Origin of the sequence: Streptomyces sp. NPDC016309 (assembly GCF_043077235.1) — a bacterium.
In the GTDB taxonomy this organism is placed as follows: domain Bacteria; phylum Actinomycetota; class Actinomycetes; order Streptomycetales; family Streptomycetaceae; genus Streptomyces.
Genome location: NZ_JBIBSG010000015.1, coordinates 1 through 13551 on the forward strand (window position 1 = coordinate 1; position 13551 = coordinate 13551).

Annotated in this window: 11 protein-coding genes and 2 pseudogenes; 3 read left to right on the forward strand and 10 right to left on the reverse strand. The window is 67.9% G+C overall.

What is annotated here, in order from left to right:
• Nucleotides 1-186: 186 nt before the first annotated feature.
• The gene (locus ACF068_RS28800; protein WP_392277223.1) at nucleotides 187-1230 is read right to left on the reverse strand and encodes a threonine/serine dehydratase; all 1044 of its coding nucleotides are present in this window, start codon (nucleotides 1228-1230) and stop codon (nucleotides 187-189) included.
• A gap of 884 nt (nucleotides 1231-2114) precedes the next feature.
• Here ACF068_RS28800 and ACF068_RS28805 point away from each other — a divergent pair.
• A complete protein-coding gene (locus tag ACF068_RS28805) occupies nucleotides 2115-2765 on the forward strand; it encodes a TetR/AcrR family transcriptional regulator (protein WP_392277224.1) in 651 nt (216 codons plus the stop codon).
• Nucleotides 2766-3948: 1183 nt separating this feature from the next.
• Here ACF068_RS28805 and ACF068_RS28810 read toward each other — a convergent pair.
• The 9 genes and pseudogenes from ACF068_RS28810 to ACF068_RS28850 form a co-directional block, all read right to left on the reverse strand.
• Nucleotides 3949-4668 carry an SGNH/GDSL hydrolase family protein gene (locus ACF068_RS28810; RefSeq protein ID WP_392277225.1) on the reverse strand — a complete coding sequence of 240 codons (720 nt, stop codon included), beginning with the start codon at nucleotides 4666-4668 and terminating at the stop codon, nucleotides 3949-3951.
• Nucleotides 4665-5135 carry a cupin domain-containing protein gene (locus ACF068_RS28815; protein WP_392277226.1) on the reverse strand — a complete coding sequence of 157 codons (471 nt, stop codon included), beginning with the start codon at nucleotides 5133-5135 and terminating at the stop codon, nucleotides 4665-4667. The genes ACF068_RS28810 and ACF068_RS28815 overlap by 4 nt, the downstream gene beginning before the upstream one ends.
• Before the next feature lie 82 nt (nucleotides 5136-5217).
• On the reverse strand, nucleotides 5218-6054 hold the full coding sequence (locus ACF068_RS28820; protein ID WP_392277227.1) for a helix-turn-helix domain-containing protein: 837 nt from the start codon (nucleotides 6052-6054) through the stop codon (nucleotides 5218-5220).
• A gap of 158 nt (nucleotides 6055-6212) precedes the next feature.
• A pseudogene (locus ACF068_RS28825) lies at nucleotides 6213-6795 on the reverse strand (SAM-dependent methyltransferase).
• Between the two features lie 481 nt (nucleotides 6796-7276).
• Nucleotides 7277-7804 carry a hypothetical protein gene (locus ACF068_RS28830; RefSeq protein WP_392277228.1) on the reverse strand — a complete coding sequence of 176 codons (528 nt, stop codon included), beginning with the start codon at nucleotides 7802-7804 and terminating at the stop codon, nucleotides 7277-7279.
• Nucleotides 7805-8124: 320 nt separating this feature from the next.
• A pseudogene (locus ACF068_RS28835) lies at nucleotides 8125-8482 on the reverse strand (transposase); the annotation flags it as partial.
• Between the two features lie 40 nt (nucleotides 8483-8522).
• Nucleotides 8523-8993, reverse strand: a complete 471-nt coding sequence (locus tag ACF068_RS28840) for a hypothetical protein (protein ID WP_392277229.1) — start codon at nucleotides 8991-8993, stop codon at nucleotides 8523-8525.
• Nucleotides 8994-9284: 291 nt separating this feature from the next.
• The gene (locus ACF068_RS28845) at nucleotides 9285-9827 is read right to left on the reverse strand and encodes a transposase (protein ID WP_392277314.1); all 543 of its coding nucleotides are present in this window, start codon (nucleotides 9825-9827) and stop codon (nucleotides 9285-9287) included.
• A 190-nt stretch (nucleotides 9828-10017) separates the two neighbouring features.
• Nucleotides 10018-10701, reverse strand: coding sequence for a DedA family protein (locus ACF068_RS28850; RefSeq protein ID WP_392277230.1), 684 nt, complete (start codon nucleotides 10699-10701; stop codon nucleotides 10018-10020).
• 818 nt (nucleotides 10702-11519) lie between these two features.
• On the opposite strand from ACF068_RS28850, the gene ACF068_RS28855 reads away from it, so the two are divergent.
• Nucleotides 11520-12230: a glycosyltransferase gene (locus ACF068_RS28855; RefSeq protein WP_392277231.1), complete on the forward strand. Its 711-nt coding sequence runs from the start codon at nucleotides 11520-11522 to the stop codon at nucleotides 12228-12230.
• 511 nt (nucleotides 12231-12741) lie between these two features.
• Nucleotides 12742-13548 (forward strand): glycosyltransferase, encoded by an 807-nt coding sequence (locus ACF068_RS28860; RefSeq protein WP_392277232.1) that lies wholly within the window; start codon nucleotides 12742-12744, stop codon nucleotides 13546-13548.
• Nucleotides 13549-13551 lie beyond the last annotated feature (3 nt).

Below are 13551 nucleotides of genomic sequence, written 5' to 3' on the forward strand. Positions count from 1 at the left end.
CAGCACAGCCCACTCAGCATCCGAAAGCTCATGACGACGCACCACGACAAGCATGATCCCTCATCACCTGATCACCTTTGAAGACGCCCCCTAGGACCGCCCCCGCCGGCATGGGACCGAGACCGATTCTGACAGCGCGGCAAGCTGCCGGGAGGCTCCCGCACTACCTCCGGCATGCGACCCTAGTCAGGGCTGCATGAGGGTCCCGGCGTTGGTGTTCGCGCCGCAGAGGACTACGCATACTTTCTCGCCGCTGGTGGGTCGGTAGCTACGGCTCAGGTTCCTGGGCCGGCTCGTCAGGTCGCGGTCGGGTACGAGCTGGTCGGGGGCGAGCAGGGCCGCGAGGGCGGTTGCCGCGCCGTGCTCCACCGCGACGCGCCTGTGGTCCCACAGGGCCTGGCGGGCGTGAACGATCTCGTTGTCGGGGACCAGCACGGAGTGGACGCGGTCTTGCTGGGCAGCGTGCAGGGCCATGGCGGAGGTGCGGCGCGCGCCCAGGGAGTCGGCGGCGATGGAGTCGACCGGGACGTCGACCGGGCGGCCGACTTCGATGGCGGCGTTGAGCGCGCGGCAGTTCGTCGGCTCGACCGCCACGGTACGGATGGCGTGGTGCTGGGCCGCGGTCGCGATGCCGGCGAACAGTCCGCCGCCTCCGACCGCGACCACTACGGTGTCCAGGTCGGGAAGCCGGTGGTGTATTTCCTCAAGCAGGGTGCCGGCGCCGGCGGCGATCAGCGGGTGGTCGTATGCGTGGGAGGTGAGTGCGCCAGTGCTGGCGGCGAACTCCTCGCAGGCGGCGAGCGCCTCGGCGTACTCCGTACCGACAAGGCGGACGTCCGCGCCGTAGTCGCGCAGCTTTGCCGCCTTCACCTGCGGGGCGGTGGTGGGCAGGAACACGGTGGCGCGGACGCCCTGCTGCTGGGCGGCCCACGCGCACGCCAGGCCGGCGTTGCCGCCCGACGCGATGGTGATCCCGGCATCCGGCAGGGTGTCCGCGTCGCGGTGGGCCTGGAGGAAATTCTGAGCGCCGCGGGCCTTGAAGGAGCCGGTGTGCTGCATGAACTCAAGAGCCAGCCAAACCTCGCAGGGCTGTTCGGGGCGGTCGCCCAAGGGGTCGAGGTGGCCGGTGCGGATGGCGCCGGGGTCCAGGGGGGCGAGGGTGACGGGGCGGACGCGCCCCGAGATCCGGTCGGCGGCGGCCTTGATGTCGCCGTAGGTGAGCTGATGCACGGGGTTGCTCCTGCGGGGAGGGGTTACGACCAGGCGATGAGCTGGCCGCTGGTGTCAGGCCCAGGAAGAAGGCGAAGGCGATCCGACGCCCGGCCGGGTTGGGCTCGACGGCGTGAAGGTGTTGGCCGGGTTGAACAGCAGCGCGTCGCCGAGCTGCAGGGTGAGGCTTATGCCTCTGGCAGTGTTCGACCGTCTCGGGCCGGTAGCCGTACTCCTGCCGGTGCTGCTCGTCAGCCGACTCCCAGCGGTGGCGCCACACCGTGGTCGCCCCGCCAGTGGCCGGGACGGTCACCCAGACGTTGAAGGCGAGCTGCGCCACGATTTTCTGGTCGAACAGGCGGGTGGGGAACTCTCGGTTGATGTCGTCGTAGTGGACGAGTGCGCCGGCGTTGATCTCGCGGAGCGTTCCGCCGAAGACGGCGCGGCCGCCGATGGCGGCCGGGGTGATGGCTGCACCCCAGGGGAGCCGAGCCGTGCCAGGCAGACGGCGATGGGGGCCGGGCGCATCCCGGCTCGCTGCCGAGAAGCGCGGGCGGTCTCGGCGTCGCGCCAGTACCGGGCGGCGTCCAGACGCCCGTCCTCGCGGTAGTCGTCGAGGGCCGGGCCGAACCGGACGATTCGGGTCGGCACCCGGGCCGGGTCGTAGTCGGCGATCGGCAGCCGGTCCACCGCCGTAAGCGCGCTGCGGCAGGCCGCCATGTCGAGGAAGCCGGGGACGCGTACGGCGGCGAGGGTACCGGCTGCGAGGTTGGCCAGATGCCGGTCGGTGAAGGATGTGGGATAACGCCGTGAACAGCGGATCGAGCGCCGTGGCGCGGGGCATGTCGCCTCCATGCGGAGAGGGAACCTACCAAGACGATACGCTGTACCGTACGCTGACTCGCATGCCTAGGCAATCCACCTCCCTGGACCTCGCGACCCCGGAACGCATCGCCGAGCAGGCACTGCTGATCGTGGATCGGCACGGGCCCGACGCATTGAGTTTCCGGACCCTGGCCTCCGAGCTGGGCATCTCGCTGGCGTCACTCCAGCGCCGCTGCACCGACCTGGCCGGACTGCTCGACCTCGTCACCGATCACCTCGCCGCCCAGCTGCCCGAAATCCCGCCCGGCACCGACTGGCCCACCGCCACGGAGAAGCGGTTCACCGCGCTGTACGAGCTGCTGACCGCCCACCCGGGGCTGATCACCCTGCGCGGCGCCCGCCCCTGGCTCAGCCCCCAGCTCCTCAAACGGCTCGTCGAACCGCAGCTCGCCGACTCCCTCGCCGCCGGCATGACACCCCAGCACGCGATCATCACCTACCGACGGCTGTACCTGCTCACCCTGGGCAGCGCGAGTTTCGTGGACCACCGCGGCCCCAAGGCCGCACAGGCCGCCACCCGCCAGGCGCTGGCCGCGCTCGATCCAGATGAGTTCCCGGTACTGACCGGACACTTGACCGCGATCGTGCCCGCCGTCGTGGACCACGAGGTCTACCACGGCGCTCTCCGCCAGCTCGTCCACGCCGCGAATCCGACTCAGGCCGGGAAATGAATGGGCCGTGATGACCACACCGGACAGCAAGGCGACTCCCGGCCCTCGTGCCGACGTCGCCCTCGGCCAGGCCAAGGGTCAGTGGTCGCAGCGGCTATCCGTCGTGCTCTCCCCCGACCGGATCCCCATCGGACCACTCCACCTGAACCGCTCCTACCTGGTCGCCACCGACTCTTCTCGACCGGTGACCCTCCAGCCTTTCAGGAGCAGTACGTGCAGCACCCCGTCCTTCCAGGCGCCACCCGCAGAGCCCCAGCAATGAAGGGCGAGCGGCCGAATGCCCAGCGGACCATCGCTCCCTACGCGGACGAGGCAGTCACTGCCCTTGCCGGTGCCGCATGGAGCCGATCAGGGAGCTGCCCCTCACAGCAAAGCCAGCCGGAAGCTCCGGCCAGACTCATCCACGCGGCGCTGGCCCGGCGAACCCTGCGCCGATCGAGATCGTCGTGGACATCTGTGTGCGCGCCCTGCGCAAAGCGCACGAGCGGACGCTGAAGGACGCGGCCCGCTACCTCCGCGGCAGCGTGTCCGCGATCAGCCGCTGGAACGCGCTGAGAACCCTCTTCCTCCGCACGCCGCAGAGTCACCCCTCCAGTACTACGGAGCGAGCGCCAGGGACATCGAGCACCTGACACGGCACCTTCCACCAGCGGAGCATGGCACCAGGCACCTCGCGACGCAGGAACGACGCGCCAGGGGAGAAGACGCCCCCGAGAACGTTCGCCGCCGCGGACGGTGGGACAAGTGGGTCCACGTGGCCGGTGATGAGGCGATGGACCGGTACGCGGCCGTCGCGCGGACGGCGAGCGAGACGGTGCGGCACAACATGCTGCGGATTCCGCCCGGCTACCGCACACCCGCGTACCGAGCCGATCACCGCTCCCGAACACTGTCCGGACCCCGACGAGCCCACGATGTGCCACCGTGGTTCGCGCAGATGCAGCGGCGCTGACCGACGAAAACGGCGACACTCACGGCGACCTGGCCGCCGCCCAGGGGTACGCCGCGGCGCGACGCCTTGCCGTCGCGGACCGGATCGTCGACACCCTCGGCCGCAACGACCAGGCCCGCGACGGTGATTCAACGACCCCCATCAACGGTCAGTACAACCCGAACTTCCTCGACCTGCTCAAGCCACCTCCGCGCGGAAGATGGCATCCGACTGGCCGGGCGCCGGAACCAGCTACACGCTCTGGGTCAGCAGACCGGCGTCTATGACCTCAGCGATAAGGGTGGCGCCGCGGCTGTTCTGGTGGATGTGGTCGGTCGTGAGCACGAGACCTCGACGCCGTGAGATCGTGTCGAGGCTGCGGCGCAGCACTGCGCGCTGGAGGAGAACGCCGACGACCGCTGTGGGCGTCGCCTCCCGGTATGGAATCGGCGGCGGGTCCGCTTGGCGCAGTTCCTCGATCTGGCGTTCGTGGAGTGGAAGGTAGGCCACCTCGTTGGTGGCGGCGACCTCGGCGATCATCCGGCTGTAGGCCTGCGATGCCTGTGCCGCTGGTCCGTCGAGTTGTTGGCCGAGTACCGGTAGCGACAGCAGACCGATCGTCGCGTCGGTCTCCGCTCGCAGCCGTGCGACGACGGCTCCCAGGCACTGTTGGAACCAGCCGGCCGACGGGCGATCGGGGAGCTGCTTGCGCTTCATGGCCTGCTCGACGGGGTAGCCGGCGAGGCTTGCTCGGGCGTCGTTGGTCCCGATCAACACGGTGATCACATCGGGTGGGTTCGTGACGACACTATCGAGGCACTGCAAGAGGTTGTAGGCGAAGTCGCCGTTGGCGCCGAAGCGGGCAAGGTGCACGTCAGCGGGAGGGTGGCGTCGTCCGAGAAGATCCAGGTAGTCGACGCTGAACTGCGCGCGGGTGAGGCTGTCGCCGAGGCACGCGATGCGTATTGTCACGGCGCTTCGTCCGGGCCGGGCGTGCCGACGCGTTCCGTCGGACGGGTGTCGGTCCGAGGACGGTGGTCGGTGCCGAGGCTCGCGGTGATGGCCAGGATGGACGTCGGCCCCTCCATGTCGACCACGTGCCATACCCCGGCCGGGTTGATGGTGGCCTCGCCCGGCCCGAGCAGAACGCGGTCGGGCACGCCGTCCACGTCGCGGGTGACCGTCACGGACCCGCTGAGGCAAACGACCAGTTCGTCGCCTGCAGGGTGGCTCTCCCAATGGTCGCCGGGCCCGTCGCCGTCGAAGATCATCACCATCCGGCCCTCGGCGCCGTCTGCCGCGACCGCGGCGCTGTAGGCCTGGAGCACCTCCGGGTCCCAGGCGAAGCCCTCGACGGGTTTCGCTCTCGATCCCAGTCCGAGGTGTACGGGGGTGGTCCGCAGGTCCATGGCATTGCGTTCGTGATTGACGAGTCTCATGCCGACGATCGTCCACGAGAGCGATCGGGCGGTCTTGAAGAAAAGGGAAGAGAAGCCGACGCGACGGGCAGACGGCTGGCGGCTACCCGGCTCCGAGGAGGACTTCGCTGCGACGCCAGGCCGTCGGCGATCGGCCGGTGAACTCGCGCCAGTCCCGAACGAGATGGGCCTGGTCGGCGTAGCCGGAGACGGTTGCCACATCGGCCCACGGGAGCGGGTCCTGCGCCGCCGCCAGTTCATGCGCGTGCTCGAAGCGCAAGACTCGGGCGAAGGTCTTCGGCGACAGGCCCACCTCACCGCGAAACCGCTCGGTGAGGTATCGACGGCTCCAGCCGAGTTCCGCGGCGACCGCACCAACCTGGACGCAACCCCGCGCGGCGACGAGGCGGCGCCACGCCTCGGCCACCTCGGGCCGCTCCCGGGGCACGCGGTCGCCGCCGACGCGGCGGCCGACAGCTCGGAGGAGTAATTCGTCCAGCGCGGTGAATCGCGCGGTCCATGTTGTCGCCGCTCGGAGCCGGTCGACCAGCTCGACGGCAAGCGCTCCGAGAAGCTCGTCGAGTGGGACCAGTCGTTGGGCGAGCTCGGCGGCAGGCATGCCGTAGATGGCCCGGGCCCCGAGCGGTGTCAGCGATACCTGCACGCCTTGCTGGCGTCCGTCGTGGTGGATTGCGACGGACCGGCACATCAGCCCGCCGGCCACGCTGCCGAATCGGGTGACCGGTGACCCGTCGTCAACGCCCGCCGCCACCTCCAAAGGATCTGACAGGCTGATCACCGCAGTGAGCGCTCGGCTCGGCGGGCCGCAGTGCACCCCCGCCGGGAGCCCGCGGAGGTCGAAACCGACATACGAGTCGACGTACTGCCGCAAGGCGGGCGCCGGACGTGCAGCGATCCCGGTGGCCGTGTGGTCCTCCATTTTCGTCAGTGTACGAGCCGCCCAGCCCAGCAAGATCACCGTCCAAGGACTGATCCACGTTTTCCCGGCTCAGCGGCATGACTCGTTCGGTGCCGTGCGCGCGACAGGTGTCGTGGATACTGGCCCGTTCCGATGCCGGACCGTGGCGCGTTGGCTGTTCAGCGCTGGTGCCAGACCAGCGTGGAGCGCCAGAGCAGTCGCCGGCGCAGCCGTACGCCGAGTAGTTCATGGCGAGCCTCGCGCACGATGTCTGCGAAATTCATGGTCGCCGGCCGGGTCGGGGCAGTCATCGAGGTCGGTCGCGGTGACTTGCGGCCCTTGTTCTTGCTCCATGCCATGGCGACATTCGACGGAATGGCGACGGCGTCGATCAGGTAGTCGCTCCGAGACTGTGGGCGGTGGAGACCGACGACGACCAGGGTTCCGCCGGGCGCCAGGTGCTGTCGAAAGCGGGTTGGGGCGTCGCTGAACGGCAGGTGATGGATGGTGGCAACACATGTGATGACGGGCCAGGGGTGTCTCGTCCAGTGCGTCCCCGACGGTGAAGGTCACCGGGGTGGACGGGGCTGTGAGCTCCCGCGCGCGGGCGGCTTCGAGGTCTTCGCCCCGTTCCGCAAGTTCGCCGCGGAGGTCGCAAATCTGCTGTTCCAGCTCGGTGGCGCGGCGTGCGAGCGTCTCGATGTCGGCCGGGGCGCCGAGGCCGGATGCTTCCCAAGCCGTCTGGCCCAGAGCCTCGGACATGCGCCGTTCGAGCCGGGTGATGTGTGCGGCCAGTCTCCCATTGCGGGCCGTAAGGTTCGCGACATCGGCCAGCAGCGACGTGCGGCTGACCTGCGTTCCGGCAGTCGTGCTGGGCGGGGGCTGGCCCGCGCGGGCGATGGCGGCTGCGGGTGGATCACCGTGGCGGTGAATCAGGCTGCGGTGAACGCCGGCGGCACGGGCTACCGATGAAAGCTGATCTTCTCTCCAGCGTAGGCCAGTTGGTCGAGGACTTTGAACACTCGGGTTCTTCGACGGTCGGAGTCAGCGGCCCGCGCTCGGGTCAGGTGGTCCGGTGATGCGCTGACGCGTCACGCTCCGGCCGCAGGTCCGGCTCGGGGCGGACGGATGCCGGGCATGCCCAGGGAGACGGTGCGGGACTTGCGCAGTGCCCGGGTGGCGTCCTTGATCTGCTCGCGTTCGTCCTCGGTGAGCCCGTCGCGGTCGGTCTCGATGCGGCGGATCAGCGTGCGGAAGCGCTTGATCTCCTCGTCGGACGGAGTCGCTTTGCCCAGGCGTCGAGGTCCGAGGCGGCGGCGAGACGTTCGCGGTCTTCCAGCAGGGTGTCCAGGTAGGTCCGCAGCTCCGGCAAGTACGACGGGTCAGTGCGGAAGTGGTCGCAGCCGACGCAGCGGAACCGGAACGGGCAGCCGTGGCCGCCGACCTTGCCGTTTCTCGGTTCGACGCAGATGCCGTAGGGGACGGACACCTGGCCGATCCGCAGGCGGGCATGCTCGTGCTCCAGAAGCTGGCGGGCCTGGGTCCAGATCTTGTTGCCGTGCCGGTCGAACTGGTGCGAGACAAGTGTGTCGACCGTGGCCCGGGTGCGTTTCTCCGTGACCCGGTGGTAGCCCTGGGTGGTCTGCAACGACCGGTGCCGCATGAGCTCGCGCAGCACGTCGGGCAAGGCTCCGGCGTCGGCGTGCCGTTGGGCGTAGGAGTGGCGGTAGGAGCAGATCCACACCAGCGCCGACGACCCCCGGCGGCCCATCACGATCCTCCTGGGCTTCTGACCAGCCCCGGGCGTGACGGAGGCTCCGTGCCGCCCGGCCCCCTTTCGACGGAGGCCGATGCGGTCGCGGTGGCCCCTCAACACCGAGAAGCGAAAGGAGACGCTCGGAGGGCGGGCCGTTTCTCCTTCCATGCGTCCTATCGCTCCGTAGCCTGGCAGCCGGCCCAGACCGCCTCGCCGGTCCGCGCCGCTTTCGGGACGGCCCAACGACCTTGCCGTTGCCCGGCCGGCTATCCGTAGCGCCCTGCTCGTCCGGCAGGGCCGCCACGAGCACTAGGGTCTGTTTGTGAAAGTACTGGTCATAGCCACTCGTTGATGGCTGCGACCAGCGCGGTCGCTGCGTAGCGGACGGCGAGATTGTCGTACCGAGTGGCGACAGCCCGGTGGCGTTTGAGCCGGTTGATCCCGCACTCGATTGCGTACCGCTGCTTGTAGTCGTCCTTGTCGAACGTCGGCGGTCTCCCGTCACGCGATCCGCGCTTGGGCAGTTACGGTCCCGGTCCGCCGGAACCGGGTTGGTGGCCTGGATCCCGCGTCTACGCAGAGGTAGGAGCGATTACCGCGGGAGTCGTACGCCTTGTCGGCCCGCACCCGGTCCGGGCGCTTGCGCGGCCTGCCAGACCCCAGCCGGGGAACCCGGAGCCCGTCCTCCTGGTCGCGGAGGCAGGGGCGCTGCGGTGTGCGAGGTCTGGCAGCGTCAGGTCTGGCACTGCGAGGTCACCGCGCTGGACCAGTTCGACCAGGCGCCCCCCGCCGGCCTCACGTGGACGCGGATCGTGATTTTGACCGGGCCACAGATGCGGGTGGAGGTGGCGATGGCGATCGGGCCGACCGTGGAACGCCGCTGCACGATGGTCCGGCCGCTGCCCATTTTCATCCAGTCGTCGCCGTCCCCCTGCACGTGGAGGTACGCCTCGTACTCGACCCATGAGGCGTGGGAGCGGGAGTTGGTGATCAGGGCGTGGGCGGTGATGTCGCGCCAGAAGATCTTCCCGTCCTTCCAGCGTTCGGCGGAAATACAGCCCCGGGCACCGATGTTCTGCGTCGAGACCCCGCCGCCGCAGGCGACGGCAGCGGCGTGGGCCGGGGCGGGGAAGGCGAGCGCGGCCACGGCGGCTGCCGCGACGAGGGCTCCCGTACGTTTCATGGTCCGGGCGGTTTTCGTCATAGGGGAACCGTATCCGCTCGTTCAGTCGCCCGCCCCGGTATCCGGCACAGTCACGGTCTCGTCCTGGACGTCGCTGCACGGCCTTCGGGATCACCAGCTGGCTCCTGCCGTCGATGTCCAGCCCGATCAGCACGGGTTCCGTAACCGCCTCAAGCGCGGATCGCGTGCCGGAGACCTCCGACGTTCGTTCGACAAGGACGACCACAAGCAGCGGCACGCAGTCGAGTGCGGAACCAACCGGCTCAAGCGCCACCGGGCCGTCGCCGCTCGGTACGACAAACTCGCCGTCCGCTACGCAGCGACCGCGCCGGTCGCAGCCATCAACGAGGCTATGACCAGCCCTTTCCCAACAGGCCCTAGTCGCCCCGCACCCGCGGCGGGCGAACGCGGGGCCGGCCCAGTCCGAGGCGGGGAAACCCTGATGGCTTCCAGCACGGCCGTGAACTGCGGGGCTTGTCTCCCCGCTGACCGGCTTTGATCAGCGGCGATAACGGCCTTTGCCCTTGTTCGAACACCAGGCGAATCTCTGTGGTCCAGCCACCGCGGGGCCGGCCCAGCCCATGGTCGTCGGGTTCGGCCTGGCTGCCGCCCGGCGGTTCCTTCTGGGCTTGGCCGTCCCGCCGCGCACCGGCCGCGTGCTGATGAGCCCGGCAGACCGTCGAGTCGACGTCGACCTCCCGGGTGATCAGCCCGGCCGCGTCCGCCCGGGCCCGCAGCCCGGTCAACATCGCCGATCAGACACCATCGCGCTGCCAGCGGCGGAAAAGCCCATAGGACCGTCTGCCACGGACCGTATTCAGTCGGCAGATCACGCCACGGGGCTCCGGCCCGCATCCGCCAGCGGATCCCGTCGATCAACCGCCGCCGACACCGACGGCCGGCCCAACACCGCGACCGGCAACAACGGCCCCAATGGCCCAGGCCTGCGGCCGCCAACGGGACAGGCACCCGCAAAGCGGAACGCGCCGCGGGCCGGACGACAGCCGGACATCGTCTCCCGAGCCCGGTGGGGTCTCCGTTGCGGTCAGCGCTTGGCGTGGCGGCCGCGCTGGGTCGGAGGGGTGCCGTCCTCTGCGGCCGGCTCCTTCTTCTTCCGGGAGCGGGCCCGGAGGTACTGGATCACGATCGGGATGATCGAGACCAGCACGATGAGGACGAGGATCGCCTCGATGTTCTTGTGGACGAACTCGATGTTGCCGAGCGACGCGCCGAGCAGCGTCACACCCGTGCCCCACAGCAGGCCGCCGATGAGGTTGAAGGTGATGAAGGAGCGGTAGTTCATCCGGCTCACACCGGCGATGATCGGCGTGAACGTCCGCACGATGGGGACGAACCGGGCGAGGATCAGCGATTTGGGGCCGTGCTTCTCGAAGAACTCATGGGCCTTCTCCACGTTCTCCTGCTTGAAGAGACGGGAATCCGGCCGCTTGAAGAGGGACGGTCCGACCTTGCGGCCGAAGAGGTAGCCCACCTGGTCGCCGATGACCGCGGCCAGCACCACCAGGGTGCACACCAGCCACAGCGGGGTGTCGAGGACGCCGGTGGCGATCAGGAGTCCCGTGGTGAACAGCAGTGAGTCACCGGGCAGGAAGAAGCCGATCAGCAGTCCGGACTCGGCGAAGACGATGACCAGGACGCCGATGAGGCCGAAGGTCTCGATGAGGTAGCCCGGGTCCAGCCAGCTCGGTCCGAGCGCAAGCGTATTCACGTTCAGCGCCAATCGTTCACGTCGACGCCACCCGTCGGGCCGGGCCGCCTGAGCGACCGCCGCAGTCGGCCTTCCGTCCCACGAAGGCTTGGGCTGGGTCAGCGGGAAGTGCCATCTTCACCACGCCACAACATCGGCGGTGCACGGCCCCCCTACCAGCGTAACGGACAGGCGGAACCGCTGGACCAGCTGTCCTCGGTGAAGTCCTCTTCATCTTGTTTCTGCGACTGCTGCGGGGTACTCGGCAGTTTACGTGCGAGCGATGATGCGAACCAGGCCGGCACCACGTTCCGGACGGTTATGACGGCGGGAGCCGTAGGGGGAATCTCCTCAGCTTTGCTGACCGTGCCGGCCCTTGCCCTCATCGAGACCAGCATGTTATCGACCAGCTAGGAACCTCGATGGGAGTCAAGGGGGTTGCCCGGGTTGCGAATCGTCAGGCCGGCCAGCACTCCTCAAAGCATGGCCTGGGTGACGACGCCTACCAGTGCCGCATGACGGCGTTCCATGATCTCCCGCAAAGGAACACTGGACCACAAGGAACGCATCAGCAGCCACCTTGACAACTGCACCAAGAACCCGGCCATTAAGCACGCACCTGGAGGGAACAAAGACCCGAAAAGCACATCACACAACAGGGATTGACATCACGGGCCTTCGGTGCGCAGCAGAATGTGCATGTCCAGAGTGAGGCGATTGCGGGTCGTGGCACAAGGGCTGTTCGGCGCAGCGCCTGAATTACTCGCGCCGTACTGCGTCAGGGGTGGTGCTGTAGGCTGGATAGCGAAGGAAGATTCTGCACTGTCGGGGATGATCTCATGATCACTCATCCGCTTCGCCGGTCCACCGACTGGAAGCCCAACGCCGTGGGCCATGCTGCTCAGCCACGCATCGACGTGAGCCTCGTGGTCGTGGTCAGGCCAGGGATGGAAGGCCCTGCATGGCTGTCGGATGGCTTGCCAGATTTTGTCGATGAAGTCGTTGTGGTGAATACAGCACCTGACGGCCCGTCAACCTGGCCAGGGGATGCCGGATCCCTCAGGGGTGAGCAGATAATACTGATGGACGGAGACGGCACCATGTCGCCTCATGACATCCCCCATTACCTGCACTACCTTGGATCCGGCTTCGACCTGGTCAAGGGTTCCCGGTTCATAGCCGGCGGAGAGAGCCTGAGTCACCCGTTTACACACCGTTACGCGCACCGATTGCTGCTGCGGCTGACCCACATTCTCTATGGTCAGCAGTTGACAGACTTGTGGTCAGGAATGTGCGCATTCCGCAGGCCGTTTTTGGAAGCTCTCCCCCTGCACGGTGACCCGGTGGGCATTTGGCCGCAGACAGTGGTGCACGCGCTGCATTATGGCTTGCGTGTCGTCGAAGTACCGAGCCATGAGATGCCTGGAGAGGTACACGTACAGCGGCACACATTCCAGGACGGAATCCGTGTCCTTGCCCTGCTCTGGCGGGAGCGTCCACGCAACACGTTTCCCCGTCTGCTGACCGGCCACCGAGTACCGCACTCCTGAGCCGTGTTGACGGAATTTGCATTCCATGCTAGGTGTGGAAAGCAGGCTAAACCAAGCATCACGCGGGAAGAGGCCTCGTGTTCCTCTCCATGACTACCACCTCCTCGGTTTCCGCTCCGCACCCAGTGCGGCGGGCGACCGACTGGCCTGCTGCTGCGGGGCCGCGTTCGACGGCTCCCGCACGATCCCGCCGTCCGCGCCCTGCACGCCGCGCGTCCGACCAGGTTCGCCGCTCGGCCTATGTGAGGTTGGCTGCCTTCGGCAGGCACCAGGGGCCCCACCGCCGGTGCGCGCGTACACCGCGAGTGCGAAACAGCGCCGGCCGGCGAGTGCGACACAGTGCCGGCCGTCAAAGCGGTCGCTCCGAGCCGGCGGATTCCAACGGATCAGCTCGCGCGCGCCCCGCTGAGGTACGTGGCGGGAGACAAGCAGTCAAGACCTGGTCAAAAATTTCTGCGGCATCAGACCCGTACAAAAATCTCCGCTCCCCATGTGAAGGAGGCGGGTCTCCATGATGCCCGCACGATTCATTCCTTTCCACGATACCCTAGCTCCCGAAGCGGCCATGCCTCAGGTTTTCGAGCCAGAAAGCATGCCCGCCATTTTGCGGCGCCCGCCCGTAGACCTTGAAGTCATTATCCCGGCATACAATGAAGAACGGCGAATTTCCGACACAATTGCTGCCACAGTAAGCTACCTCGGAGACAAGAACTGGTCCTCCGCAGTAGTCGTCGTCGACAATGACAGTGCCGACGGCACGCTCGATGTGACTTCACGCTTCGGCGGCACCCACGTCCCCGTGCACGTGATCGGTTGCAGTGACCACGGTAAGGGCGCGGCCGTGCGGCGTGGCATCATGACATCCAGCGCTCATTTCCTGGGATTCGTCGACGCCGACAACGCGACACCCGTGGAAACCCTCGACAGAATCATGCCCCTCCTGGTCGACGGGCGGGCAGCAGCCGTCATCGCCTCCCGTCGTGCGACCGGAGCCATATATGAGATAGAACAATCTCTTGGGCGTCGATTCGGCACGTGGCTGTTCCACCATCTCGCTCCGCCGGAGGTGCGCAGCATCGCCGACACTCAGTGCGGTTTCAAGTTCTTCAACGGGCCACTTATCCGCGAGATCGCTCAGACATGCCATGTCGACGGCTTTGCGTTCGACGTCGAGCTCTTGTGCCGCCTCGCGCAGCGGCATCTGCCGGTGGTGGAGCTGCCGGTGGCGTGGTCGGATATGCCCGGGTCCACCTTCTCGGCCCGCCGCGACGGCCTGCGGTCAATGGCCGACCTCCTACGCCTGTCGTACTCGGGGTGACCG

Coding starts and splice junctions, on each gene's coding strand:
- ACF068_RS28805 (WP_392277224.1), top strand. CDS start 2,115: ATGCCTAGGCAATCCACCTCCCTGGACCTCGCGACCCCGGAACGCATC.
- ACF068_RS28815 (WP_392277226.1), bottom strand. CDS start 5,135: ATGAGACTCGTCAATCACGAACGCAATGCCATGGACCTGCGGACCACC.
- ACF068_RS28860 (WP_392277232.1), top strand. CDS start 12,742: ATGATGCCCGCACGATTCATTCCTTTCCACGATACCCTAGCTCCCGAA.
- ACF068_RS28820 (WP_392277227.1), bottom strand. CDS start 6,054: ATGGAGGACCACACGGCCACCGGGATCGCTGCACGTCCGGCGCCCGCC.
- ACF068_RS28830 (WP_392277228.1), bottom strand. CDS start 7,804: ATGGGCCGCCGGGGGTCGTCGGCGCTGGTGTGGATCTGCTCCTACCGC.
- ACF068_RS28840 (WP_392277229.1), bottom strand. CDS start 8,993: ATGACGAAAACCGCCCGGACCATGAAACGTACGGGAGCCCTCGTCGCG.
- ACF068_RS28845 (WP_392277314.1), bottom strand. CDS start 9,827: ATGCGGGCCGGAGCCCCGTGGCGTGATCTGCCGACTGAATACGGTCCG.
- ACF068_RS28855 (WP_392277231.1), top strand. CDS start 11,520: ATGATCACTCATCCGCTTCGCCGGTCCACCGACTGGAAGCCCAACGCC.